The sequence below is a fragment of the Serpens gallinarum genome (assembly GCF_014836765.1).
Taxonomy (GTDB): domain Bacteria; phylum Pseudomonadota; class Gammaproteobacteria; order Pseudomonadales; family Pseudomonadaceae; genus Serpens; species Serpens gallinarum.
Window position 1 is genome coordinate 765,126 of sequence record NZ_JACSQG010000001.1, and the last position, 25,466, is coordinate 790,591.

The following is a 25,466-nucleotide window of genomic DNA, read 5'->3' on the forward strand; positions in this document are numbered from 1 at the left end:
AGGACGTCACCATGCGAAAGCCCTTGCTTTGCCTTTTACCGCTCACCCTGGCGGCTGCGGTACATAACGCGCATGCCCAGAGCCTGCCCGAGGCGATACAGCAGGCGCTGCAAGCGCATCCACAGGTGCAGGCCGGCATCAATGGTCGCCTGGCGGCTGATTACCAACTCAAGGCAGCACGGGGTGGATACCTGCCCAGCATCGATGTCTTCGCCGGCTATGGCCGCGAAGGCACCGATGATCCGACCACCCGGGCCGCTCGCGACAGTCACTGGACCACGCTGACTCGCGGTGAGTCGTCGCTGCGTATCCAGCAGATGCTCTTCGACGGGTTTGCCACGTCCAGTGAAGTGGGGCGCCAGGAAGCCACCGTCAATGCGCGCGCCTATGGTCTGCTGGCCACTTCGGAGCGCACGGCGCTGGAGGCGGTAGAGGTCTATCTGGATGTGTTGCGCCGCGAGGAGCTGGTGCAACTGGCCGAGGAAAACCTGAAAAGCCATGAGCGCATATTCGATCAGATCTACCTGCGCAGTCGGCGAGGTGTGGGCAGCAGTGCCGACAGTGACCAGGCGGAGGCCCGCCTGGCCCAGGCGCGCAATAACCTGCTGACCGAGCAGACCAATCTAGCCGATGCGCAGGTCAATTTCTTGAGTGTGGTCGGCCATGCCCCGCAAGGATTGAGCAAGCCTGTGGGCGTACTGGCCCAGTTGCCTGGCAACCGCGATGAAGCCCGGCAGCGACTGATTGAGAACAATCCCCAGTTACGCTCGGCAGAGGCCGATGTGCTGGCCGCCGAACGGCAGTACGAGGCGGCCAAGGCGGCGTTCTACCCACGCCTTGATGCTGAACTGTCACGTGGCGCCGACAACAACATCGACGGCCTGCGAGGCCATACCAACGAATGGCAGGCCATGCTGCGCATGCGCTACAACCTGCTGGCCGGGGGCAGCAACCGAGCCCAGCTCGAAGCCAGATCCTATGAGGTCAATCAGGCCCGCGATATTCGCAACAATGCCCTGCGCGTACTCACCGAAGACCTGGGGCTGGCCTGGAATGCCCTCGAAAATGCCCGCGAGCAGAAAGCCATTGCCGCCAACTACGTGCGTTCCAGTGTGCGGGTGCGTGAGGCCTATCAGAAGCAATTCAGCCTCGGCGACCGGACCCTGCTCGACCTGCTGGATAATGAAAACGAATTGTTCGCCGCCCAGCGGCGTTTGGTGGATGTCACCTATGCCGAGCTGTATAGCCAATACCGCATCAAGGCCGCCACGGGTGAGCTGATGAAGAGCCAGGGAGTGGTGGCGCCTCTGGAAGCGCTGGCGGTTCACGATGATGGACGCCAGCTACCCCGCCTGCAGTGATGTGCTGATGTCTAATCTGGCAAACCGGCCCGCCATCCACTGGCTTGCGGAGAGTTGATATGGGGGCGAATGCCCACCCCGCGCTGCCTGCCCTCGATCCGCGCAGCCGTCATGACGACCCTCTGCTGGATGGTTTGCTGCTGCTCTGCGCGCTGCATCAACGCCCGGCCAGCCGAGCCCTGCTGACGGCGGGCTTGCCATTGCCCGCGCAGCGCCTCAGTGCACAGCTGCTGCCGCGGGCCGCGGCGCGGGCCGGTTTGCAGGGGCGATGGTTGCGTAGGTCGCTAGATGCAATCCCGCCTTTGGCCTTGCCGGCATTGCTCTTGCTCAAGGGAGGGCGCACAGCCATCTGGCTGGGGCTAGATGAAGCCGGTCGGGCGCGTCTGCTGCTTAGTGAAAGCGAAGGTGGGGAAATCAGTCTGGGCGTTGCGGCGCTGCAGGCCGAATATAGCGGCGAAGCTTTTTTTGCCCAGCCGCGGCATGCCTTCGACCTGCAGCGCAGTAGCTTGATCCCGCGGGTCAGCGCCTGGTTTCGTGACACGTTGTATCGTTCGCGCTGGTTGTATGTCGATGCGATCGCCGCCAGCCTGGTGATCAACCTGATCGGTCTATTTGCCCCCTTGTTCGTGATGAATGTCTACGACCGGGTGGTGCCCAACCAGGCACTGGCCACGCTCTGGGTGCTGGCCATCGGCATTGCCGGCGCCTATCTGTTCGACTTGCTGCTCAAGACCCTGCGCGGGCTGTGTCTGGACCTGGCCGGCAAGAAGACCGACCTGATCATTTCCGCCACGCTGTTTGAGCGCATCCTGGGTATGCCGCTGCAGTTGCGTCCGGCGCGAGTCGGCAGCTTTGCACAGAACATCCATGAGTTTCAGAGCCTGCGCGATTTCCTGGCCTCGCTGACCCTGACGAGCCTGATCGACCTGCCCTTTACGGTGCTGGTCCTGCTGGTGATTGCCTGGCTGGGCGGGCCGATGGTGTGGATACCCTTGCTGGCCTTCCCGCTGGCGCTGGGGCTGGGCTGGCTGTTGCAGAAGCCACTGGCGGATACCCTGGCGCGTAGTATGGCGCTCTCGGCGGAGCGGCAGTCGAGCCTGATCGAGACCCTGGCTGGGCTGGATGGCATCAAGGTCAACAATGCCGAAAGCGAGCGCCAGTATGCCTGGGAGCAAACTATCGGCACGCTGAGCCGATTGGAGTTGCGGGCGCGCCTGCTGTCCAGCCTGGCGCTCAATCTCACGCAACTGATCCAGCAGCTGGCCGGTGTGGTGATGATCGTACTGGGGGTGTATCTGATCATCGCTGGCCAGTTGAGCATGGGGGGGTTGATTGCCTGTTACATGCTCAACAGTCGGGTTTTGTTGCCGCTGGGCCAACTGTCCGGGTTGCTGACCCGTTATCAGCAGGCCCGCCTGACCAAGCTGAACATCGATCAGATGATGGCCTTGCCCCAGGAGCGCCATGCGAATCAGCGGCCGTTGACGCGGCAGCATCTGAACGGTGCCATCGAATGCCGTCAGTTGGATTTTCGTTACCCAGGGCAGCAGAGCCTCGCTCTCAAGGGGCTGAGCCTGAGCATCCGGCCCGGCGAGAAGGTCGCCATCATAGGTCGCAGCGGATCAGGCAAAAGCTCCCTGGCCAAGCTGCTGGTCGGGCTTTATCAGGCGGATGCCGGCAGCCTGCTGTTGGATGGCCTGGATATACGTCAGCTGGATGTCAGCGACCTGCGCCACGGCATTGGTTATGTGCCCCAGGATATTCAGCTGCTCAGCGGCACGCTGCGCGACAACCTGGTCAGTGGCGCCCGCTACGTCGACGACGAGCGGGTGCTGGAAGTGGCTGAGCTTGCTGGGGTGCACGAGTTTGCCCAGCGGCATCCACAGGGCTATGAGCTGCAAGTCGGCGAACGCGGCCAGCACCTGTCGGGTGGTCAGCGACAGACTGTCGCCCTGGCGCGGGCGCTGCTGCTGGACCCGCCGCTGCTAATGCTCGACGAGCCCACCAGCGCCCTGGACAGCACCAGTGAAGAGCGCCTCAAGCAGCGCTTGGTCGAGGTGGTACGCGGGAAGACGCTGGTGCTTGTCACCCACCGCACCTCGCTGCTCAGTCTGGTGGAGCGCGTTATCATCCTCGACCAAGGGCGGTTGATCGCCGATGGCCCGAGGGATGCACTGCTGGATGCCTTGGCCAAAGGGCAGATCAATGTTCGCTGAGCCACGCTTGAAATCACGCTCTGGCGAGCGAGGCTATTTTCGCGGTGGCCGTGCCTTGAGCGGTGCGCCTTTGCCCGATGTCGGTCAGGCACTGGTGGACGATGCGCCCAGGGTGGTGCGGCTGACCATCTGGGCCGTGCTGGGATTCTTCCTGTTCGCTGGATTCTGGGCCCACTTTGCCGTCGTGGATGAAGTCACCCGGGGCGATGGCAAAGCAGTACCTACTTCGCGCCTGCAAAAAATCCAGAATCTGGAAGGCGGCATCGTCGCCGAACTCTTTGTGCGCGAAGGGCAGATCGTCGAAGCCGGCGACCCGTTGTTGCGCCTGGACGACACGCGCTTCGCTTCCAATGTTGACGAAACCGAGGCAGACCGCCTGGCCCTGTCGTTGCGCCTGGAGCGGCTGAATGCCGAAGTGGAGGGGCGTGACTTACATTTCTCGCCGCTGCTCAGCGAGGCGGCACCGCATCTGGCCGGCAGCGAGCAGGCGTTGCATGACAGCCGCCGTCAGCAATTGCGCGATGAAGTGGCCGGGCTTGAAGAGCAACTGATCCAGCGCCAGCAGGAGCTGCGCGATATTCAGGCCAAACAAAGCCAGTACAGCCATGGCCTTGCACTGCTCACCGAAGAGATCAGTATGTCCGAGCCCTTGGTGGCCGAGGGGGCGATTTCTCCCGTGGAAATCCTGCGTCTAAAACGCACGGAAATCGAGAACAGAGGACAGCTGGAAGCCGCCCGCCTGGCGATTCCAAGAGCCGAAGCGGCAATCAAGGAAGTCGAGCGCAAGATCGACGAAACGCGCGGGCGTTTTCGCAGCGAAGCGCTGGCCCAGCTCAACGAGACCCGTACCGAGCTGAGCAAGATTCACTCCACTGGCAAGGCTCTGTTCGATCGAGTCAAGCGTACGCTGGTGACCTCTCCGGTGCGCGGCATCGTGAAGAAACTGCAAGTGAATACCATCGGCGGGGTGATCCAGCCTGGCAGCGACCTGGTGGAAATCGTTCCACTGGATGACACCCTGATGATCGAGGCGCGCATTCGTCCGCAGGACATCGCGTTTCTTCATCCGGGGCAGGAGGCGATGGTCAAATTCACCGCGTACGACTTCACCCGGTACGGCGGTTTGTCGGCGCGCCTGGAACAGATCGGTGCCGACACGGTGAATGACGAGGAGGGCAACAGCTTCTACCTGATCACCCTGCGCACCGACAAAAGCCATCTGGGCACCGAAGAACAGCCGCTATTGATCATCCCTGGCATGATCGCTTCGGTGGACATCATCACCGGGCGCAAAAGTGTACTCAGTTACCTGCTCAAGCCCATCCTGCGGGCCAGGGCCGAGGCGTTGCGCGAGCGCTAACAGGCCGTTGAAAAACTACCTGCGTTGGCAATACTGCGTTAAAAACAGGCTCGGCAAGCCGCTTACGGCTAACGCGCTTTAGCACGATCCGAAGGGCGAACGAAGTGAGTCATGCTCATTTAGAACGCCTAACTCGAACGCGAGCCCGATCCGCTTCCTCGTCTTTTTTGACCAACCTTCGGTTGTCACTGCGTTGCGCCTTGTCTTGCCTGTCTCGCCTACATTTTTCAACAGCTTGCTAAACGTCTCTTTCGCCCACGGGCTGCTTTTCGGGCTGTTGTGAGGAATCCCCTTGGCGGAACAGGGTTTGCACCACGGAAAAATCCTGCTTGCCCAATCCCTGTTGTACCAGTAGCCGATACAGGTGCAGGGCCAGGGCGCCCAGTGGGGTGCTGTTGCCGCTGTGCTGGGCGGTTTCCTGGGCCAGGCCGAGATCCTTAGCCATCAGCTCGGCCATGAAGCCGCCACTGTAGCCCTTGGAGGATGGGGTGTTTTCCTGCACGCCGGGCCAGGGGTTGTAGCGTTCCAGCACCCAGTTCCCGCCCGAACTCTGTCGCATGATTTCGGCCAGTACCTTGGGGTCCAGTCCGTTGGCAGCACCCAGGGCCATGGCCTCTGCAGTGCCGATCATCTGTACCGCGAGCACCAGGTTATTGCAGACCTTGGCGATCTGTCCGGCGCCGTCGCCGCCGGCATGAAACAGGTTCTTGCCCATGGCAGTGAGGATCGGCCGGGCCTTGTCGAGAGTCTCGGCCTGGCCGCCAATCATGAACGTCAGGGTGCCGGCCGCTGCGCCGGCGGTGCCGCCGGAGACGGGCGCATCGAGTAGCTCGATGCCCCGTTGCGCGGCGGCCTGGTGGACACGCCAGGCCGATTCGGGGGCAATGGTCGAGCATTCAAGAACCAGCGTGCCGGTGGGCAACTGGGCCAGCAGGCCGCTTTCGCCCAGGTACAGCTCTTCTACATGGCGACTGGCCGGCAACATGCTGATCACGGCTTCGGCATTGCGTGTGGCGGCCAGCGCCGAAGCGGCGGGCTGAGCGCCTTCGCCGGCCAGTTGGTCGATGGCGCTCTGCACCAGGTCGAATGCCTGCACGGCATAACCGGCCTTGAGCAGGTTGCGGGCCATGGGGAGGCCCATGTGGCCAAGGCCAATAAAGGCGATGCGGGTCATGGTGGGTTCCTTGGGTGTGTGCTGTTCAAGATAGCCCGCCCGGCGTTAACAGGCCGCTAATAAAGCCTGCGCTCGTTAAATGACCCCAACGGGTCGCCCCGTGGGGCGTAGCGCTTGGTCTGTTTCCCCTACAGGTCCGCCAGCGGATGAGGGCCTTCCCAGGTCGCCTGAAAATGGGCCTCGATCACCGCGTCGGGTATTTGTTCCACATCGGGCCAGCGCCAATGGGGTGTGTTGTCCTTGTCGATCAGGCGGGCGCGCACGCCTTCGGCAAATTCCGGATGGCGACAGCAATTCAGGCTCATGGCGTATTCCAGGCGGAACACCTCGGCCAGCGACAGATTCCGGGCACGCTGGATCTGCTGCCACACCAGGTGAGCAGTGAGCGGGCAGCCTTCGGCCAGGGTGCGGGCGGCGCGGGCCAGCAACGGGTCGTCGTCATTGTGCAGCGCCACGATGGCTTGCCAGGCGGCCGGCAGGTCGGCAACATCGAGCAGGGCATCCAGGCGCTCTCGACGCGGCAGCCACTGGGCTGGCGGCAATTGGTCCTGTGCTTCCTGCTCCAGGGATTTGAGCAGACTGAGCAATTGCTGCGCCGGTTGTAGTTGCCAGTTCAGCTGCGTCAGGCCATCGAGCAATTCGGGTTGCTGCCCATCTAGGAGGAAGCGGTCGGCGAGGCCAAGGTCTAGCGCATCGCGGCCATTCAACTGAGCGCCGCTCAAGCCCAGGAACAGGCCGAGCTTGCCGTGCAGCCGGGACAGGAACCAACTGGCACCGACGTCCGGGTACAAGCCGATGCTGATTTCCGGCATGGCCAGTCGCGAACTGGGCGTGACGATACGCATCGCTGCACCCTGCAGCAGGCCCATGCCGCCGCCCATCACATAGCCGTGGCCCCAGCAGATCAGCGGCTTGGGGTAGGTGTGCAGGCGATAATCGAGACGGTATTCGTCGGCGAAAAAGCGCATCGCCAAAGCGGGCACTTCGCCGGGTTGCTGGCGGCAGGTCTCGACCAATTGGCGCACGTCGCCGCCTGCGCAAAAGGCCTTGGCGCCGTTGCCGCGCAGCAGCACGCAAGCAATGGCCGGGTCTTCGGCCCAGGCGTGCAGGCGAGCGTTCAACGCCTCGATCATTGGCAGGCTCAAGGCATTGAGGCTCTTTTCCGCATCCAGGCTGGCGACGGCGATGCGGAAACCATGCTGGCCGGTGTGTTCTTCGAAATGCACGTTCATACAGCTTCCTGTAAATACCGTTACCCGCTGGGCAGCGGGGCGCAGGGATGTAAAAAAGCGTCATCCATCCCTGCGTGTCTGAAACCCCCGTGTGAACGAATCCGCCCTCTATTTGTTGTGCCATTGAGGTTCGCGCTTTTCCAGAAAGGCGTTGACCCCTTCGCGGGTGTCGTCAGCATCGAACAGGTCGATGAAGCGCTCACGTTCTTCGCTCAGCCAGCAGTTGGGCGCGCGTTCGCGGGCGCCCTGAATCAGCGGTTTGATGGCGCGTACCGCGACCGGACTTTGCCGTGCCACTTTGGCGGCGAGTCGCAGGGCAGTGGAGCAGGCTTCGCCGTTTTCCACCACCTGCTCCACCAGGCCGATGCGCAAGGCGGTCTGGGCATCGACGCGTTCGCCACAAAGGATCATGCGTTTGGCCCAGCCTTCGCCGACCAGCCAGGCCAGTGCCTGGGTGCCGCCAGCGCAGGGCAATAGACCCACCGAGGCCTCCGGCAGCGCCAGCTGCGCCTGACTGGCAGCAATGCGGATGTCGCAGGCCAGGGCGCATTCCAGGCCGCCGCCCATGGCGTAGCCGTTGATGGCGGCAATCGACACACCGCGAAAGTCGCGCAAGGCTTCGAAGGCTTCGCCAAAGCGCCGCGCCATGTCGCGGGCACGGGCCTTGTCGCCATCGGCGAACAGCTTGAGGTCGGCGCCGGCGCTGAAGAACTTGTCGCCCTGACCGGTGATCACCAGCGCATAAATGTCATCGTCGCGGTTGAGATGCTCGATCAGCAGTTTGAGACCGATCAGCGAGTCGCGGTCCCAGGTATTGGCTGGTGGGTGGTTGATGGTGATCAGGGCGGTGTGGCCGTGCTTTTCCACGGTGAGCTTGTGGGTCAGCTCAACGAGTTCGGACTGATAGGTTTCAACAGCGTGGCTCATGGCTTCGGTGTTCTCCGCGTCAAGGAAGAGTATCTGTCGAGTTACAGCAGGCGATCGAGGGTGCCGCCCTGGGCCAGCAGGCGGCGGGCGATGATCACCCGCATGATTTCGTTGGTGCCTTCGAGGATCTGGTGCACGCGGCTGTCGCGCACCCAGCGCTCCAGCGGATAGTCGTTGAGATAACCATAGCCACCGTGTATTTGCAGGGCCTGGTTGCACACCTCGAAACAGTGATCGGTGGCGAAGCGCTTGGCCATGGCGCAGTACAGGCTGGCTTCGGGATTGTTGTTGTCGAGTCGATGAGCCGCCAGGCGCACCATCTGCCGGCTGGCAGTGAGGTCGGTGAGCATGTCGGCGAGCTTGAATTGCAGGGCCTGGAATTCACTCAACGGTTTGCCGAATTGTTGGCGCTCCTCGACATAGCGCAGGGATTGCTCCAGCGCCGCCTGGGCCGCGCCCAGCGAGCAACTGGCGATGTTAATGCGTCCGCCATCCAGCCCCTTCATGGCATAGATGAAGCCTTCACCTTCCGGGCCGATGCGCTGGCTGGCCGGAATGCGTACGCCTTCAAAGCTGATGCTGCGGGTCGGCTGAGAGCGCCAGCCCATCTTCAGTTCGTTGCGCCCGTACTTCACCCCGGGGGCATCGCCAGCGACCAGAAAACAGGAAATGCCCTTGGCGCCGCTGTCCTCGCCGGTGCGCGCCATGACGATCAAAACATCGGTGCTGCCCGCCCCGGAGATGAAGCACTTGCTGCCGTCCAGCACATACTCATCGCCATCGCGGCGCGCTCGGGTGCGCAAGTGCGCGGCATCCGAACCGGCATCGGGTTCGGTCAGGCAATAGGAGGCCAGCAACTCGCCGCTGATCAGGCGCGGCAGCCAGGCGGCTTTCAGTTCCTCGTCGGCAAAGCGGGCGAGCATCCAGGATGCCATGTTGTGAATGGTCAGGTAGGCGGCGGTCGATACACAGCCGGCGCTCAGTTGCTCGAAGATCAGCGAGGAGGTCAGTCGCGACAGCCCCAGGCCGCCATCCGCCTCGCTCAGGTATAGGCTCAGATAACCCTGAGCAGCGGCACGGCGGATGACCTCGACGGGAAAATAATGATCGCGGTCCCAGTCGGCGGCGTGTGGAGTCAGTTCGTGGCGGGCAAAGGCGCGGGCGCTGTCGATCAGGAGGCGTTGTTCGTCACTCGGTTCGAAGTCCATGGCGGTCTCACTGAGTTGATGGGTAGCCGAACACGCAATGCCCGGAGGGACTCCATGAGCACGGCGCGTTTCCGAAGATACCTGCAGTTCGTTTTCTGTACAGGTTTACATGGGGAGCGGATGGTAGCGTTGCCAATTTGCGTTACTTAAGGTGGATGGTCAGGTTCGGGTCGCTTGACGCATCGTCTTCGAACCAGCGCGTGGTCACCGTTTTGGTCTCGCTGTAAAAACGCACCGCTTGCTTGCCATAGGCATGCAGGTCGCCGTAGAACGAACCCCGCCAGCCGGTAAAGGAGAAGAACGGCAACGGCACCGGGATGGGTACGTTGATGCCTACCTGGCCCACTTCCACGGCATGCTGGAAGTGCCGCGCAGCACCGCCGGAGCGGGTAAACAGGCTGGTGCCATTGCCATACGGATTGGCATTGATCAGCTCGATGGCGTCTGCCAGCGTATCCACTTCCAGGCAGATCAATACCGGGCCAAAAATCTCTTCACGGTACAGGCTCATCTGTGACGTGACGCCGCGAAACAGCGTGGGGCCAACCCAGTTGCCGTCGGGAAAGTCGGCCACTGAGCAGTCCGAGCCATCCAGCAGGCACTCGGCACCCTCGGCCTTGCCTGCGGCAATCAGGCGCTGGACACGCTGGCGTGCCTGCGGGCTGATCAGCGGACCGTAGGCGGCGCTGGCGTCCTGCCAATGACCGGGGCGCAGCTCAGCCATGCGGGCGGCCAGTTCGGGTATCCATTGGCGCGATTCACCGACGAACAGTGCCGCGCTGATGGCCATGCAGCGTTGCCCGGCGGCCCCGCAGCTGGCGCCGATCAGATTGCTCAGCACCTGCTCCTTGTTGGCATCCGGCAGCACCACCAGATGGTTCTTGGCGCCGGCGAATGCTTGCACGCGCTTCAGGTGCTGGGTGCCGATGCGATACACATGCTGGGCCACCGCCACCGAGCCGACGAAGGACAGCGCACGAATCTGCGGGTGAACAAGCAGCGCATCGACCACTTCGCGCCCGCCGTGCAGCACTTGCAGAATGTTCCTGGGCGCGCCGGCTTCAAGAAACAGTTCGGCCAGCCGATTGGGCGTCAGCGGGTCCTGTTCGGATGGTTTGAGGATGAAGCTGTTGCCGCAGGCAATGGCCAGCGGAAACATCCACAGCGGGATCATGGCCGGGAAGTTGAACGGAGTAATGCCGGCGCACACGCCCAATGGTTGTACCCAGCTGGCGGTGTCGATGTCGCGGGCGACGTTTTCCAGGGTTTCGCCCATTAGCAGACTGGCAATGTTGGCCGCATGTTCAACCACCTCGATACCGCGCCAGACATCGCCCTTGGCATCAGCCAGAGTCTTGCCGGTGTCGCGGGCGAGCAATTCGCCCAGCTCGTCGTGATGCTCCTTGAGCAGGTGTTGGTAGCGCAGCATAAGGCGGGCGCGTTCGGGCACCGGCGCTTCGCGCCAAGTCTGGAAGGCACGCTGCGCGCTGGCCACCGCCAGTTCTATTTCTTCTGCGGTGGCACTGGGCGCCAGGGCAATGACTTCCTGTGTAGCCGGATCACGAATTTCGATAGGTTCGGCGTCCGCGCTGACGCGCCATTCGCCATCGATCAGTTGGGGAATCACCTTGCTCATTGTGCTGTCTCCGCACCCGCATACTTTTGCCATGAGTATAGGAAGAGGGTAGGCGGTTGCCTTGACTTGAGGGTGGGGCTTATCTAGCGTGCCGGCTTTGTTGACAGCGCAGTGGAGAAACAATGACCAACGACGATCGCATCAAACTGGAAGCGGGCTGGAAGAATGCACTGCGCGAGGAATTCGACAAGCCCTATATGCGCCAGCTGAGCGCGTTCTTGCGGGATGAAAAGAATGCCGGCAAAACGATCTTTCCTGCGGGGGGGCTGATCTTCAACGCGCTGAACTCCACACCCCTCGATCAGGTAAAGGTGGTGATCCTCGGTCAAGATCCCTATCACGGCCCTGGTCAGGCCCATGGACTCTGCTTTTCAGTACAGCCTGGCGTGCCCGCGCCGCCATCCCTGCAGAACATCTACAAAGAGCTTAAGCGCGACCTGAACATCGACATTCCCGGCCATGGCTACCTGCAGCATTGGGCGGATCAGGGGGTGCTGCTGCTCAATACCTCGTTGACGGTCGAGCAGGGCCAGGCCGGCTCGCACGCCAAGGTCGGCTGGCAGACGTTTACCGACAAGGTGATCGAAGTCGTCAGCGCAAGCCGACCACACCTGGTGTTCCTGTTGTGGGGCGCCCATGCGCAGAGCAAGCAGCGCCTGATCGACCCGACCAGGCATCTGATCCTGCGTTCGCCACATCCTTCACCGTTGTCTGCCCATCGAGGCTTCATCGGTAATGGACATTTCAGTCGGGCCAACAAGTATCTGCAACAGAACGGCATGGAGCCGATTGATTGGCGCTTGCCGCCTGTTGCGGTGCAGCAGAGCATGCCGGATTAACGCGCGCCGGTGGTCGCGTTATTGCAGCATGCCCATGGCGGCCAGCGTGGCGTTGCCGAGGTCTTCGTCGGCTTGAACGTCCACACTGGGATCGAGGCCCAGCTTGGCAAACGCGGGTATGTCGGCCCAGTCCAACTGGTTGCAGGCATGGCTGCTGCCCAGGTAGCTCTGCAGTGCTGCCACTTGCACGATGTCGACGTAATCCACCGAGGGTGAGTCGCGGGTGAAGTCCTGCATTTGGCTGGGGACGATGGCAATGTGCGCCGGGAATTCCCAGTGACGCAGGATCCGCTCACCAAGCAGGGGATGAACCCGTTCGATTACATGGTCGAGGCTGGCCGGATCGCCTAGCAGGTCACCGCGCTCTTCGGCGTAGGTCAGGATGGGCAGCACGCCGATCTGATGTACTAGGCCGGCCAGCGTCGCCTGATCGGGCTGCAATTTAGTGAAATGCCGGCAGAGCACATGGCTGATAGCGGCAATCTCGGTACTTTTGCTCCACACCTCACGTAGCTTTTTGTCGACCGCGTCGGTGGTGGCCTGGAACATCTGTTCCATCGCCAGACCGATGGACAGGCTGCAGGTATAGAGGATGCCTAGGCGACCGATGGCCATCTGCAGGTCGGTGATTTCCCGGTTGCTGCGCATCAGGGGGCTGTTCACGACCTTGATCAGGCGGGCGGTCAATGCTGCATCCTGGCCGATCACCTTGCTCAAGCTGAGCGTGCTGATGTTGATATCTTCGGCCGCCTCGCGGACCTGGATGGCCACTTCAGGCAGGGTGGGGAGAACCAGTTCGTCCTTTTCTAGGGCCTGGATCAGTTCTTCTTGGACTTTCTCGGCAAGCTTGCTCATGCATTCCTCAGTAGACGAGAAGAGATATTTACTGCTGGATTTCGCGGTCGGCATCCAACTGATAGGGCAAATCACACAACGTCAATGAAGGGCCTTCGGCGGTACCCAGGTGCAGGCGTCCATCCAACAGGGCATCTTCCTGAACCACTGCGAGTAATTCGACATGACCGTCCGCTAGGGCAGCCAGCACCACGTTGCCGACACTGGTGGCATGCACGGGCGAGAACAGTTCTGTGCCGATGTCCGGTACCTGTTCGACCGGCAGGCTGAGGCGATACAGGCGCCGCTTGAGCTTGCCCAGGTACTGCATGCGGGCGACGATTTCCTGCCCGGCGTAGCAGCCTTTCTTGAAGCTCACGCCGCCGACAGCCTGCAGGTTGATCATCTGTGGAATGAACAGCTCGCGGGTGGCGCCGAACACCTGGCCGATACCGGCGCGCACCTGGGCCAGCAGCCAATCATTCAGAGGCGCCTGCGGCAGCTGTTCGGCAAGGCGCGCCTGGATGGTTTGGGCTTGAGCGGCCGGCACCCAGAGTTCGGCACGGCCGTCGCGAAGGCGCAGAGCCAGCAGTTCGTCAGCCTGGGTCAGCGGTTCGACTCCGTCATCTGCTAGCTCCAGACCCAGTTGGTGCAGGACGGCATCGGCCTGGCTGAGGCCAAAGCGCGACCATTGATCGCTTTCGTCAAGCACTTGTACCTTGGAAAAGACCGCGTATTTTTTCAGGTCCGCGCATTGCGCATCGAGCAGCTCCTGGGCCATGGCCAAAAGGTAGCCATCACCGTGGGGCAGAATGCGAAAGCTCGATTGCATACGCCCTTTGGGCGTGCAGCGCGCGCCAAGGCTGCTGCTCGATACGAGGTAGTTGAGGTTGCAGGTCAGCTGGCCTTGAAGGAATTTGCTGGCATCGGGGCCGCGTACGGCAAGGATGCCTTCATGGGGCAGCGGGCAGAAAAAAGCAGAGTCGGCCATGTCAGTCGCTGATAAAAAGGCAGGGACGACCATCATAGAGCGCAGCGCGAGGCTTGTCAGCGGGTGTCCAGGGCGAGCCGGCTCGTTATACTGCCGCTCTTACGTGAAAGGAGCCTCCCATGGCCGACGATATCGAACTCAACCGACTTTTCTGGCACAGCCGCCGCGGCATGCTGGAGCTGGATGTGCTGCTGGTGCCTTTTGTGCGGGAGGTTTACTCGCACCTGGATGCCGAAGATCAGGCGCGCTATCGCCAACTGCTGGAATGCGAGGACCAGGACATGTTTGGCTGGTTCATGCAGCGCGAAGAGCCTCAGGATCCGGATCTGCGCCGCATCGTGAAAATCATTCTGGACCGTGTCCAACCCAAGTGACGTTTTCGAGTGTCGCTGGCAGCCCTCTGGGAGCTTGCTGGCGGCCTACCTGTTCGCCTGGCTGCTGGCGCTGGTCGCGCTACTGCTTGCCGACCTGCCTGGCGGCTGGGTCGCGCTCGGTGTAATCGCGTGCGGCGGGCATGCCCTATGGGTGCTGCCACGACATATCCTGTTGCGCTCAAGGCACGCGGTGCGCGGGTTGCGTCATGATTCGCGTGGCTGGCAACTGTGGAGCGCACAGGCCGGCTGGCGCCCGGTGCAGCTGCGCCCTGATAGCCTGGCCTTGCCCGTTCTGATCGTTCTGCATTACCGCCTGCCCGGCGAGCGCTGGCGGCGCGGGGTGTGCATTCCCCGCGATGCGTTGGCGCGTGATGATCATCGACGCCTGCGCCTGCGCCTGAAGTTCACTCGACGTAGGTGGGTGGCACCAGAATAGTGTCCCGTGCTTCGGGTAACAGGTGGGGATAATCCAGGGTGTAATGCAACCCGCGGGACTCCTTGCGCTCCATTGCCGACCTGATCATCAGTTCGGCTACCAGGGCCAGGTTGCGCAGCTCGATCAGGTCTCGGCTCACCTTGTAGTTACTGTAGAACTCATCGATCTCGTCCAACAGCAGATTGACACGGTGCTGGGCGCGCAGCAGGCGCTTGGTGGTGCGCACGATGCCCACGTAGTCCCACATGAAACGCCGCAACTCGTCCCAGTTGTGGGCGATGATCACGTCTTCGTCGGAATCGGTCACCTGGCTGGCATCCCAGCTGGGCAGGGTGGTGGGTAACCTGATCTGTTCGAGCTTCTCGAGGATGTCGGCAGCCGCCGAGCGGGCGTACACGAAGCATTCCAGCAGCGAATTACTGGCCAGGCGATTGGCCCCGTGCAAGCCGGTGAAGCTGGTTTCGCCAATGGCATAGAGGTTCGGGACATCGGTGTGTCCGCACGAGTCGACCAGCACACCGCCACAGGTGTAGTGCGCAGCCGGGACTACGGGAATCGGCTCGCGAGTGATGTCGATGCCGAACTCCAGGCAGCGTTCGTACACGGTGGGAAAGTGATTCTTGATGAAGTCCGTGGGCCGGTGGCTGATGTCCAGGTATACGCAATCGATACCCAGGCGCTTCATTTCATGGTCGATGGCGCGGGCGACGATATCCCGTGGTGCCAGTTCGGCACGGCTGTCGAAGCGCGGCATGAAACGTTCACCGTTGGGCAGCTTGAGTAGAGCGCCTTCGCCGCGCAGGGCCTCGGTGATCAGGAAATTCTTCGCCCGAGGGTGGTACAGGCACGTTGGGTGAAATTGGTTGAATTCCAGATTGCCGACCCGGCAGCCTGCCCGCCAGGCCATGGCAATGCCGTCTCCGCAAGCGCCATCGGAGTTGCTGGTATACAAATAAACCTTGGCGGCGCCGCCCGTGGCCAACACCGTAAAGCGGGCGCCATAAGTATCCACCTCGCCGCTCTCGCGATTGAGTACATAGGCACCCAGGCAGCGCTGTCCGGACAGACCCAGTTTGTGCTCGGTGATCAGGTCGATGGCCACGCGCTGTTCCAGCAGTTCGATATTCGACCGCTGGCGAGCCTGGTGCAGTAACGTGGTAAAGATGGCCGCGCCGGTGGCATCGGCGGCATGGATGATGCGCCGATGGCTGTGGCCGCCTTCACGGGTCAGGTGAAAGGCGAAGCCATTGTCTTCGCTGTCGGTGCTGCCATCATCGGGAGTGAAGGGTACGCCCTGGTCGATCAGCCATTGGATCGCTTCACGGCTGTGCTGCACGGTGAAGCGAACGGCGTCCTGGCGACACAGTCCGCCGCCGGCGATCAGGGTATCTTCAACATGAGACTCGACGGTGTCGCGGTCATCCAGAACCGCAGCCACTCCGCCCTGGGCATGGAATGTCGAGCCATTGGCCAGCTCACCCTTGCTCAACACTGCAATGCGTAGGTGCGCGGGGAGGGTCAGGGCCAGCGTGAGGCCGGCTGCTCCACTGCCGATTATCAAGACGTCGTGCTGCAAGTGTTGGCGCATGGCTGGGCCTTAGGCGAGATGGCGGTCGCTAGTATATCGAGGGCTGAAACGACAAAATAGTTGTATGGCGTCGCATCGGGTCATGGAACTTTTGCCGACAGCGGCTTTCGATAGAAGGATGCTGGAGACCTGAGCGCATCAGGGCTACAAACAAGAGGCCTTTAGCGAGGGCTCAATATCGCATTTCGTGCAGAGATGACTTTTTTATACACGCGCAGGCGCTTTTTGCTTGTGCCACGAATTGATAAACCCTGCACGAAGCTTGCTTGGAAGGGGGAGAACTTTTGCGTAACGCTTGGGTCTATCTGTGTAAGCCAGGCCACCAACGAGTGCGGAAGTTCTCCGGGGTCAGAGAGGAGCGTTCATGCTAACCCAGGAGCAGGATCAGCAGCTTGTTGAGCGTGTTCAGCGAGGAGATAGGCGGGCTTTCGATTTGCTTGTGCTGAAGTATCAACACAAGATTTTAGGCCTGATCGTACGGTTCGTGCATGACACTCATGAAGCTCAGGATGTTGCTCAGGAAGCGTTCATCAAAGCCTATCGTGCGCTTGGAAATTTCCGGGGTGACAGCGCCTTTTACACCTGGCTGTACCGCATCGCCATCAATACGGCGAAGAATCACTTGGTTGCTCGCGGTCGGCGGCCACCAGATAACGATGTCAGTGCTGAGGACGCGGAATTCTACGAGGGTGATCATGCCCTCAAGGATATCGAGTCGCCAGAACGCGCCATGTTGCGAGATGAAATCGAAACCACTGTGCATCGAACCATCCAACAATTACCGGAAGATTTGCGCACGGCGCTGACGTTGCGTGAGTTTGATGGCCTGAGTTATGAAGACATAGCCAGTGTCATGCAATGCCCTGTAGGAACCGTACGCTCGCGCATCTTTCGGGCGCGAGAGGTTATCGATAAAGCCTTGCAACCCCTGTTGCATGAACAAGCCTGAGATGGCGGCCAAATGCCAAGAGAGGAAACCATGAATCGTGAGTCTCTGCGGGAATCGCTGTCCGCGGTGATGGATAACGAAGCGGACGAATTGGAATTGCATCGAGTGCTCGCCGCCAGTGACGAGTCCGAGTTGCGAGCCATTTGGTCGCGTTATCAAATCGCGCGCGCTGTCATACATAAGGAACTGCAAGAGCCGCGGCTGGATATCGCAGCGGGTGTGATGGCTGCTTTGGCAGATGAAAAGATGCCAGAGCCGTCTGGGTCTCGGTCGCGCTGGAGCGGACTGGGGCGTCTGGCTATTGCCGCTTCGGTGACGCTGGCCGTCCTTGCAGGCGTGCGCTTTTACAACCAGGACCAGATCACGGGTGCTGAAATGGCGCAGCAAACTGCTCCATCGAATAATCTAATCATTCCGCATGTGCAGGGACCTGCCGTGCTGGCCGGGTATAGCGCCGAGGGTGAGTCCGGAGCTGTAATGGCTGAGCAAGGAGCGCAGCCGAGCTGGCATGACCAGCGTCTGGCCGACTACCTGCGTCAGCATGTACAGCAATCGGGGCGTGGCGAGGAAAGTGCTTTGCCTTCCGCTCGGGCTGCTAGTCTGGAAAATCGCTAAAAAAGGAACCTCATGCGTTTTCTTTCATTTGCGCTTGGAGTCAGTGCGCTGCTTGGACAATCGGCTTGGGCAGATGCTCAGGATTGGTTGCTACGGCTACAAGCAGCGGAACAACAAACAGGCTTCCATGGAGCCTTCGTTTATGAGCGCAATGGCAGTTTTTCCAGCCATGAAATTTGGCGTCATGTCGCCTCGAACAGCGTTCAGGAACGTATGTTGCAGTTGGATGGCCCCGCTCACGAAACATTGCGTACCAATGGTCGACTCACCTGTATGAATGGCAGCTTGGTCAGTCCATTGATCGAAGAGCGGTGGTCGGTACGCAATCTGGACACGCGCCAGCTTAATCAATGGTATGAGATGCGTGTGGCGGGCAATTCCCGGGTTGCCGGTCGCGCTGCTGTGGTGCTGGCGCTGATACCGCGCGATCAGCATCGCTATGGTTTTGAGCTTCATCTGGATCGCGAAACGGCATTACCGCTCAAGTCGTTGTTGCTCAATGAAAAGGGCCAGCCTTTGGAGCGCTTCCAGTATGTTGAATTCCAGGAAGGTGCATCGTTGGCGATGGTGCAGCCCAGCCAGCAATGCGAGCCGGTGGAAGTTCGCGATTCGCGTCAGCTGTCCGAAAAGTCCTGGCGTTCTGATTGGCTGCCTGCCGGGTTTGTTCTCAATCAGATTGTCGAGCAGCGTGCCTCTGCCGAAGCCGCCCCTGTCGCCTGGCTGATGTACGGCGATGGTTTGGCGCGATTTTCAATTTTCCTCGAGCCATTGGGCGATGCGCAAATCGCCGATGTGCGCAGCCAGTTGGGGCCGACTGCAACTGTCTCGCGCCGCCTTTCCACGGCAAACGGTGATTTGATGGTTACCGTAGTCGGCGAGATTCCTGTCGGCACTGCCGAGCGGATTGCGCTATCGATGCGTTCGGAGTCAGGGAACAGTTCGCAGTGATCGAAGAGCAAGGGCGGGTCGTTGCAGTCGAGCCTGGCGCGGTTTGGGTTGAGACCGTGCGCAAAAGCACCTGTTCCACTTGTTCGGCCAATGCCGGTTGTGGTCAGGGAATGATGGAGAAGTTGGGGGTCGGAAGCCGCCGAGGGCATGTGCGGGCTCTCACCGATTTGCAATTGGATGTTGGCGATAGCGTGGCTATTGGCGTACGTGAAGAGCTCTTGTTACGCGGCTCCCTGTTGGTTTATTTATTGCCTTTGCTCAGCCTCTTTCTCTGTGCTTTGTTGGTGCAGGCGCTGGGTGGTTCCGAACCGCACATAATTATGGCCAGTCTGGGCGGATTACTGTGTTCCTGGTTATACATTCGCTGGCGCAGTCGGCGCACGGCGGATGATCCAGCACTGCAGCCTGTCGTGCTGCGTGCTCTGCTCGCAGGCACTTCGAGTGTCTACTGAGCAGTTTTGCTGCTAGCAGGGGAGTCTTATGTCGAAAGTGAAGGTCAAGTCTTATCTGAGTGGTCTGATGGCTATGCTAATGCTGGCCCTGGCAACGGTAGCGCAGGCAGATCTGCCTGACTTTACCGAGCTGGTGGAGCAGGCTGGGCCGGCAGTGGTCAATATCAGCACTCGGCAGAAATTACCGGAGCGTAATCAGGCTGGGCAGCAGTTGATTCCGGATCTGGAAGGCCTGCCACCACTGTTTCGTGAATTCTTTGAACGCAATATTCCACAAATACCGCGCTCGCCCAACGGTCGGCAGCAGGAAGCTCAATCGCTGGGGTCTGGTTTCATCATCTCTGCGGATGGGTATGTGCTGACCAATAACCATGTGGTTGCCGATGCGGATGAAATTCTCGTTCGCATGTCCGATCGCAGTGAGCTGGAAGCCAAGCTGATCGGCGCCGACCCACGCAGTGATGTTGCGTTGTTGAAAATCGAAGGACGCAACCTGCCCACGGTCAAGCTGGGCAAGTCTGACAACTTGAAGGTCGGGGAGTGGGTGCTAGCCATTGGCTCACCGTTCGGTTTCGACTATTCGGTGACGGCAGGCATTGTCAGTGCCAAAGGTCGCAGCCTCCCCAATGAAAGTTATGTACCGTTTATCCAAACCGATGTAGCGATCAATCCTGGTAACAGTGGTGGTCCGTTGTTCAATCTGAACGGTGAAGTGGTCGGCATCAATTCACAAATTTTCACCCGATCTGGCGGCTTCATGGGGTTGTCTTTCGCCATTCCGATTGATGTCGCGATGGACGTGGCCAACCAGTTGAGAGATACCGGCAAGGTCAGCCGCGGCTGGCTAGGCGTGGTGATTCAAGAGGTCAACAAGGACCTGGCTGAATCCTTCGGTCTCGACAAGCCGGCAGGTGCGCTGGTCGCGCAGGTTCTGGAAGAAGGTCCGGCGGCCAAGGGTGGGCTGCGGGTCGGCGATGTAATTCTCACCCTTAATGGACGACAGATCGTCGTGTCGGCCGATCTGCCCCACTTGGTGGGCGGCATCAAGCCTGGTGACAAGGCCAAGCTGGAAGTGGTACGTGACGGCTCGCGAAAGACGCTGGAGGTGGTGATTGGCGCCTTGCCAGAAGAGGGCGAGGAGATTGCCATTGGCACGCCGGGGAGTGGAGTCGAAAGCAGCAGCAATCGGCTCGGTGTCACGGTCGTGGACCTGAACAGCGAGCAGAAAAAAGCGCTGGACCTGCAAGGCGGTGTGCTGATCAAGGAAGTAAGCAACGGCCCGGCCGCGCTGATCGGCCTGCGACCAGGCGATGTCATCACCCACTTGAGCAATCAGGCAATCAAATCCGCTCAGCATTTCACGCAGGTGGCCAAGGAACTGCCAAAGAATCGCTCGGTATCCATGCGTGTACTGCGTCAGGGCCGCGCCAGCTTTATTACCTTCAAGTTGTCGGAATAGTTTTTGTCTAACCAAAGCAAGGGCGAGCAATCGCCCTTTTTTGTTCGCTGCAGGTAGACGTGACGCTGGGTGCAGCCTTCGGGTAGAATTCCCTGCTATTTCTCGGCGGGAGTTCCCGCAGCCCCTTTCGAGTGTTGATCTGTGAGTGATCTTAGCCACATCCGCAATTTTTCCATCATTGCCCACATTGACCACGGCAAGTCCACCCTGGCCGATCGTTTCATTCAAATGTGCGGCGGCCTGTCCGAGCGCGAAATGGCATCCCAGGTTCTGGACTCCATGGACTTGGAGCGTGAACGCGGCATTACCATCAAAGCGCACAGCGTTACCCTGCATTACACCGCACGGGATGGTAAAACCTATCAGCTGAATTTCATCGACACCCCCGGCCACGTCGACTTTACCTATGAAGTCAGCCGCTCTCTGGCCGCCTGCGAAGGCGCCTTGCTGGTCGTGGACGCGGGCCAAGGTGTCGAAGCGCAATCGGTCGCCAACTGCTACACCGCCATCGAGCAAGGCCTGGAAGTCATGCCGGTGCTCAACAAGATGGACCTGCCCCAGGCCGATCCGGACAGGGTCAAAGACGAAATCGAACATATCATCGGAATCGACGCTACGGATGCCGTGGCCTGCAGTGCCAAAAGCGGCATGGGTGTGGATGATGTGCTGGAGCGTCTGGTAAAGGTGATTCCGCCGCCGCAAGGCGAGATCGACGCACCTTTGCAGGCGTTGATCATTGACTCCTGGTTCGACAACTACCTAGGCGTAGTGTCGCTGGTGCGGGTCAAGCATGGCCGGCTGAAAAAGGGTGACAGGATTCTGGTCAAGTCCACGGGCAAGTTGCACCAGGTGGACAGCGTGGGGGTTTTCAGTCCGAAGCACACCGAAACCGCCGACCTGAAAGCTGGCGAAGTGGGTTTCATCATTGCTGGCATCAAGGATATTCACGGTGCGCCGGTGGGCGATACGCTGACATTGGCTGCCACGCCGGATGTGGCGATGCTGCCTGGCTTCCAGCGCGTCAAGCCGCAGGTGTTCGCCGGCCTGTTTCCAGTCAGCTCCGATGATTTCGAGGCCTTCCGCGAAGCCTTGCAGAAGCTGACCCTTAACGATGCCGCCTTGCAATACGAGCCGGAAAGCTCCGATGCGCTTGGCTTCGGTTTCCGCATTGGCTTCCTCGGCATGCTCCACATGGAAATCATCCAGGAGCGACTGGAGCGCGAGTACAATCTCGATCTGATCACCACCGCACCTACCGTAATATTCGAGGTGGAACTGAAGAGCGGCGAGACGATCTATGTCGACAACCCGTCCAAGCTGCCTGATCCAGCGGCGATCAACGATATGCGCGAGCCCATCGTGCGCGCCAATATCCTTGTCCCGCAGGAGCACTTGGGTAACGTAATTACCCTGTGCATCGAGAAGCGCGGCGTGCAGCGCGACATGCAATTTCTCAGCAGTCAGGTACAAGTCAGCTACGATTTGCCGATGAACGAAGTGGTGCTGGACTTCTTCGATCGCCTGAAATCAGTAAGCCGCGGCTATGCCTCACTGGACTACAGCTTCGATCGCTTCCAATCAGCGAATCTGGTCCGCCTGGATGTGCTGATCAATAGCGAGAAGGTGGATGCCCTGGCGCTAATCGTGCACCGCGACCGTGCCAACCAGAAAGGCCGCGCGCTGACCGAAAAGATGAAAGAGCTGATTCCACGACAGATGTTCGACGTGGCAATCCAGGCAGCCATTGGCGGTCAGGTGGTTGCGCGTACGACAGTGAAGGCGCTGCGCAAGAACGTATTGGCCAAGTGCTATGGCGGCGACGTGAGCCGTAAGCGCAAGCTGCTGGAAAAGCAGAAGGCTGGTAAGAAAAGGATGAAACAGGTCGGCAACGTGGAAATTCCTCAGGAAGCGTTTCTTGCCGTTCTCAAGGTGGATAGCTAAGACCCATGTCGATCAATTTTCCGCTGTTACTGGTCATTGCCGTTGCGGTATGCGGGGCCTTGGCCCTGCTGGATATGCTGGTGCTGGCGCCTCGTCGGCGTGCGGTGATCAGCACCTACCAGGGCCAGTTGCAGGGCGAGCCTGATCCTCAGGTGGTTGAGAAACTCAGCAAGGAGCCCATGCTGGTCGAATACGGAAAATCACTGTTTCCGGTGTTAGCCATTGTGCTGGTATTGCGCTCATTTTTGGTTGAGCCCTTCCAGATTCCGTCTGGCTCGATGAAGCCGACGTTGGAAGTGGGTGATTTTATTCTGGTCAACAAATTCGCTTACGGCATCCGTCTGCCTGTGCTGGATACCAAGGTGATCGATATTGGTGATCCGCAGCGCGGCGATGTGATGGTATTCCGCTACCCCAGCGATCCGAATATCAACTATATCAAGCGAGTTGTGGGATTGCCGGGTGACACGGTGCGCTACAGCAGTGAAAAGCGCTTGTTCATCAATGGCGAGCCGGTAGCTGAGAAATGGCTGGGCGAAGAGCCGGGCACCTTGGGCAACGCTGGGCTCTATCAGGAAAAGCTGGGCGCTGCCGAGCATATGATTCGCAAGGAAATGGGGCGGTATCGCATCGAACCCAGCCGCGAATGGACTGTGCCGGATGGCCATTATTTCATGATGGGCGATAACCGCGACAACTCCAACGACAGCCGTTACTGGAACGATACGGCCCTTGCTGTGGAATTGCGTGGCATGGTTCCCGACCGCAATATCGTCGGCAAGGCCTTTGCTGTGTGGCTTAGTTGGCCTGAGCCCAAGGGCGGCAACCTGCCCAACCTCTCTCGTGTCGGCCTGATCCATTGAATTTGTGCGGTACCGTGCAATACGGTATCGCCCGCTTTATATAGGCTTGGCTGCCGATAATTCCGACATGAGGTCGATTCATGACGTTCTCGCATTCGCAGAAAGGACTTTCGCTGCTGAGCTGGATGGTAGTACTGGCAGTGGTGGCGTTTATTGCCAGCACTGCGTTCAAGGTCATCCCGCATTATCTCGACAATCTGTCGATGGAAAAAATCATAGCCTCGGTCGAGACTGATCAGGCGGCAGATATTCGTACCGTGGGCGATTTTTACCGGCATGTCAGCAAAGGCATGCAAGTAAACAACATTCGCGACCTGGACATGGACAAAGCACTGACCGTGCGGGTGGAAAATAACCAGTTCCATGCTCGGTTGAAATATGAAAAGCGCGAACCGTTGATTGATAGTCTCGATCTTGTGGTTCACTTCGATAAAGAATTTCGCGTAAGAATCCCGTGAGCTCACCTTTAAGCCGTCTCGAGCGTCAGCTCGGCTACACCTTCATCAATCAGGATCTGATGGTCCTGGCACTGACACACCGCAGCTTTGCCGGTCGCAACAACGAGCGTCTGGAATTTCTCGGCGATGCCATCCTCAATTTCGTGGCAGGTGAGGCGCTGTTCGAGCGCTTTCCTCAGGCACGCGAGGGACAGCTTTCCCGGCTGCGCTCCCGCCTGGTCAAGGGCGAGACCCTAGCCTTGTTGGCACGTGGCTTCGAGCTGGGCGAATACCTGCGCCTGGGGTCGGGAGAGCTGAAAAGCGGCGGTTATCGGCGCGACTCTATTCTGGCCGATGCGGTCGAAGCATTGATCGGCGCGATTTACCTGGATGCCGGCATGGAGCCGGCGCGCGAGCGCGTGCTGGCCTGGCTGGATGCTGAGATTGAAAGCCTGACGCTGGTGGATACCAACAAGGATCCCAAGACCCGGCTACAGGAGTTTCTGCAATCGCGCGGCTGTGAACTGCCTCAATATGAGGTGGTGGATATACAAGGTGATCCGCACTGCCGGACGTTCTTCGTCGAGTGCCGGATCAGTCTGCTGAATGACAAGACCCGCGGGCAGGGCGCCAGTCGGAGGATCGCCGAGCAGGTATCCGCCGCCGCTGCGCTGATTGCCCTGGGCGTGGAGAATGCTCATGACTGATATCAGTCGCTGCGGTTACGTGGCCATCGTCGGTCGCCCCAACGTGGGCAAGTCCACGCTGCTCAACCATATTCTTGGCCAGAAACTGGCGATCACTTCGCGCAAGCCGCAGACCACACGCCACAACATGCTCGGGATCAAGACCGAGGGCGCGGTGCAGGCGATTTACGTCGATACCCCCGGCCTGCACAAGAACAACGAGAAAGCGCTAAACCGCTTTATGAACAAGAGTGCGGCCTCTGCGCTCAAGGACGTGGATGTCGTGGTGTTCGTGGTCGACCGTACGCGCTGGACCGACGAAGATCAGTTGGTACTGGACCGTGTGCAGTATGTCCAGGGCCCGCTGATCATCGCCGTCAACAAGGCCGACCGTATGGAAGACAAGGCCGAACTGCTGCCGCATTTGCAGTGGCTGACCGAGCAATTGCCCAACGCCGAGGTCGTACCGGTTTCGGCCTTGCACGGGCACAATCTGGACACCTTGGAGCGTCTGGTGGCCGAGCACTTGCCCGAGAACGAGCATTTCTTTCCGGAAGACCAGATCACTGACCGCTCCAGCCGCTTCCTGGCCGCCGAGCTGGTGCGCGAGAAAATTATGCGTCAGCTAGGCGCCGAACTGCCCTACCAGATCACCGTGGAGATCGAAGAGTTCAAGCAGGAAGGGCGCATTCTGCATATCCATGCGCTGATTCTGGTGGAGCGTGACGGGCAGAAGAAAATTCTCATTGGAGAGAAAGGCGAGCGGATCAAGCAGATTGGTCAGGACGCGCGCAAGGACATGGAAGTACTGTTCGACTCCAAGGTCATGCTCAACTTGTGGGTCAAGGTGAAGGGCGGCTGGTCCGATGATGAGCGAGCCCTGCATTCGCTCGGTTACCGAGAACAGTGATGTGAGCGGCGCCGGGCAAGCCAACGTCCC

Annotated in this window: 24 protein-coding genes; 16 read left to right on the plus strand and 8 right to left on the minus strand. The window is 60.0% G+C overall.

What is annotated here, in order from left to right:
* Positions 1-11: 11 nt before the first annotated feature.
* From H9642_RS03555 to H9642_RS03565, 3 genes are read left to right on the plus strand one after another with little or no spacing between them, the layout of a single operon-like run.
* Complete coding sequence (locus H9642_RS03555; RefSeq protein ID WP_251835015.1) at positions 12-1,361, plus strand: TolC family outer membrane protein; 1,350 nt, start codon at positions 12-14, stop codon at positions 1,359-1,361.
* A 59-nt stretch (positions 1,362-1,420) separates the two neighbouring features.
* Positions 1,421-3,577, plus strand: a complete 2,157-nt coding sequence (locus H9642_RS03560) for a type I secretion system permease/ATPase (protein WP_251835016.1) — start codon at positions 1,421-1,423, stop codon at positions 3,575-3,577.
* A gap of 7 nt (positions 3,578-3,584) precedes the next feature.
* On the plus strand, positions 3,585-4,937 hold the full coding sequence (locus H9642_RS03565) for an HlyD family type I secretion periplasmic adaptor subunit (protein ID WP_251835017.1): 1,353 nt from the start codon (positions 3,585-3,587) through the stop codon (positions 4,935-4,937).
* A 238-nt stretch (positions 4,938-5,175) separates the two neighbouring features.
* Here the strand turns inward: H9642_RS03565 and mmsB are convergent, their stop codons facing one another.
* The 5 genes from mmsB to H9642_RS03590 form a co-directional block, all read right to left on the minus strand.
* Positions 5,176-6,111 (minus strand): 3-hydroxyisobutyrate dehydrogenase, encoded by a 936-nt coding sequence (gene mmsB / locus H9642_RS03570; protein WP_251835018.1) that lies wholly within the window; start codon positions 6,109-6,111, stop codon positions 5,176-5,178.
* A gap of 128 nt (positions 6,112-6,239) precedes the next feature.
* Positions 6,240-7,343: an enoyl-CoA hydratase/isomerase DspII gene (gene dspII, locus H9642_RS03575; RefSeq protein ID WP_251835019.1), complete on the minus strand. Its 1,104-nt coding sequence runs from the start codon at positions 7,341-7,343 to the stop codon at positions 6,240-6,242.
* A gap of 108 nt (positions 7,344-7,451) precedes the next feature.
* Positions 7,452-8,270 (minus strand): enoyl-CoA hydratase, encoded by an 819-nt coding sequence (locus H9642_RS03580; protein ID WP_251835020.1) that lies wholly within the window; start codon positions 8,268-8,270, stop codon positions 7,452-7,454.
* Positions 8,271-8,311: 41 nt separating this feature from the next.
* Positions 8,312-9,478 (minus strand): isobutyryl-CoA dehydrogenase, encoded by a 1,167-nt coding sequence (locus tag H9642_RS03585; RefSeq protein WP_251835021.1) that lies wholly within the window; start codon positions 9,476-9,478, stop codon positions 8,312-8,314.
* A gap of 142 nt (positions 9,479-9,620) precedes the next feature.
* Positions 9,621-11,114, minus strand: coding sequence for a CoA-acylating methylmalonate-semialdehyde dehydrogenase (locus H9642_RS03590; RefSeq protein ID WP_251835022.1), 1,494 nt, complete (start codon positions 11,112-11,114; stop codon positions 9,621-9,623).
* 122 nt (positions 11,115-11,236) lie between these two features.
* Here H9642_RS03590 and ung point away from each other — a divergent pair, with 122 nt between their 5' ends.
* Complete coding sequence (gene ung / locus H9642_RS03595) at positions 11,237-11,953, plus strand: uracil-DNA glycosylase (protein WP_251835023.1); 717 nt, start codon at positions 11,237-11,239, stop codon at positions 11,951-11,953.
* Positions 11,954-11,971: 18 nt separating this feature from the next.
* Here ung and H9642_RS03600 read toward each other — a convergent pair whose 3' ends face one another.
* Together H9642_RS03600 and ygfZ are read right to left on the minus strand one after the other, a co-directional pair.
* The gene (locus H9642_RS03600) at positions 11,972-12,808 is read right to left on the minus strand and encodes an HDOD domain-containing protein (protein ID WP_251835024.1); all 837 of its coding nucleotides are present in this window, start codon (positions 12,806-12,808) and stop codon (positions 11,972-11,974) included.
* 28 nt (positions 12,809-12,836) lie between these two features.
* Positions 12,837-13,778, minus strand: a complete 942-nt coding sequence (ygfZ, locus tag H9642_RS03605) for a CAF17-like 4Fe-4S cluster assembly/insertion protein YgfZ (protein WP_251835025.1) — start codon at positions 13,776-13,778, stop codon at positions 12,837-12,839.
* Positions 13,779-13,897: 119 nt separating this feature from the next.
* Here ygfZ and H9642_RS03610 point away from each other — a divergent pair, with 119 nt between their 5' ends.
* Together H9642_RS03610 and H9642_RS03615 are read left to right on the plus strand one after the other, a co-directional pair.
* Complete coding sequence (locus tag H9642_RS03610) at positions 13,898-14,152, plus strand: FAD assembly factor SdhE (protein WP_251835026.1); 255 nt, start codon at positions 13,898-13,900, stop codon at positions 14,150-14,152.
* On the plus strand, positions 14,136-14,588 hold the full coding sequence (locus H9642_RS03615) for a protein YgfX (protein ID WP_251835027.1): 453 nt from the start codon (positions 14,136-14,138) through the stop codon (positions 14,586-14,588). Before H9642_RS03610 ends, H9642_RS03615 begins: the two co-directional genes overlap by 17 nt.
* Here H9642_RS03615 and nadB read toward each other — a convergent pair.
* Entirely contained in the window at positions 14,557-16,176 is a 1,620-nt protein-coding gene (gene nadB / locus H9642_RS03620) for an L-aspartate oxidase (protein WP_251835028.1), read from the minus strand. The two genes, H9642_RS03615 and nadB, sit on opposite strands and share 32 nt — an antisense overlap.
* A 364-nt stretch (positions 16,177-16,540) precedes the next feature.
* Between nadB and rpoE the strand changes: the two genes are divergently transcribed.
* From rpoE to era, 10 genes are all read left to right on the plus strand, one after another.
* A complete protein-coding gene (gene rpoE / locus H9642_RS03625) occupies positions 16,541-17,125 on the plus strand; it encodes an RNA polymerase sigma factor RpoE/AlgU (protein WP_251835029.1) in 585 nt (194 codons plus the stop codon).
* A 30-nt stretch (positions 17,126-17,155) separates the two neighbouring features.
* Positions 17,156-17,740, plus strand: coding sequence for a sigma-E factor negative regulatory protein (locus H9642_RS03630; RefSeq protein ID WP_251835030.1), 585 nt, complete (start codon positions 17,156-17,158; stop codon positions 17,738-17,740).
* 12 nt (positions 17,741-17,752) lie between these two features.
* Positions 17,753-18,688: a MucB/RseB C-terminal domain-containing protein gene (locus H9642_RS03635; protein ID WP_251835031.1), complete on the plus strand. Its 936-nt coding sequence runs from the start codon at positions 17,753-17,755 to the stop codon at positions 18,686-18,688.
* Positions 18,685-19,140 carry a SoxR reducing system RseC family protein gene (locus tag H9642_RS03640; protein ID WP_251835032.1) on the plus strand — a complete coding sequence of 152 codons (456 nt, stop codon included), beginning with the start codon at positions 18,685-18,687 and terminating at the stop codon, positions 19,138-19,140. The genes H9642_RS03635 and H9642_RS03640 overlap by 4 nt, the downstream gene beginning before the upstream one ends.
* A 28-nt stretch (positions 19,141-19,168) precedes the next feature.
* A complete protein-coding gene (locus H9642_RS03645; RefSeq protein WP_251835033.1) occupies positions 19,169-20,599 on the plus strand; it encodes a DegQ family serine endoprotease in 1,431 nt (476 codons plus the stop codon).
* A gap of 141 nt (positions 20,600-20,740) precedes the next feature.
* On the plus strand, positions 20,741-22,540 hold the full coding sequence (gene lepA / locus H9642_RS03650; RefSeq protein WP_251835034.1) for a translation elongation factor 4: 1,800 nt from the start codon (positions 20,741-20,743) through the stop codon (positions 22,538-22,540).
* Positions 22,541-22,545: 5 nt separating this feature from the next.
* Positions 22,546-23,403, plus strand: coding sequence for a signal peptidase I (gene lepB / locus H9642_RS03655; RefSeq protein ID WP_251835035.1), 858 nt, complete (start codon positions 22,546-22,548; stop codon positions 23,401-23,403).
* A gap of 80 nt (positions 23,404-23,483) precedes the next feature.
* The gene (locus tag H9642_RS03660; RefSeq protein ID WP_251835036.1) at positions 23,484-23,861 is read left to right on the plus strand and encodes a DUF4845 domain-containing protein; all 378 of its coding nucleotides are present in this window, start codon (positions 23,484-23,486) and stop codon (positions 23,859-23,861) included.
* Positions 23,858-24,547: a ribonuclease III gene (rnc, locus tag H9642_RS03665; RefSeq protein WP_251835037.1), complete on the plus strand. Its 690-nt coding sequence runs from the start codon at positions 23,858-23,860 to the stop codon at positions 24,545-24,547. The genes H9642_RS03660 and rnc overlap by 4 nt, the downstream gene beginning before the upstream one ends.
* Entirely contained in the window at positions 24,540-25,436 is an 897-nt protein-coding gene (gene era / locus H9642_RS03670) for a GTPase Era (RefSeq protein ID WP_251835038.1), read from the plus strand. Before rnc ends, era begins: the two co-directional genes overlap by 8 nt.
* Positions 25,437-25,466: the final 30 nt, after the last annotated feature.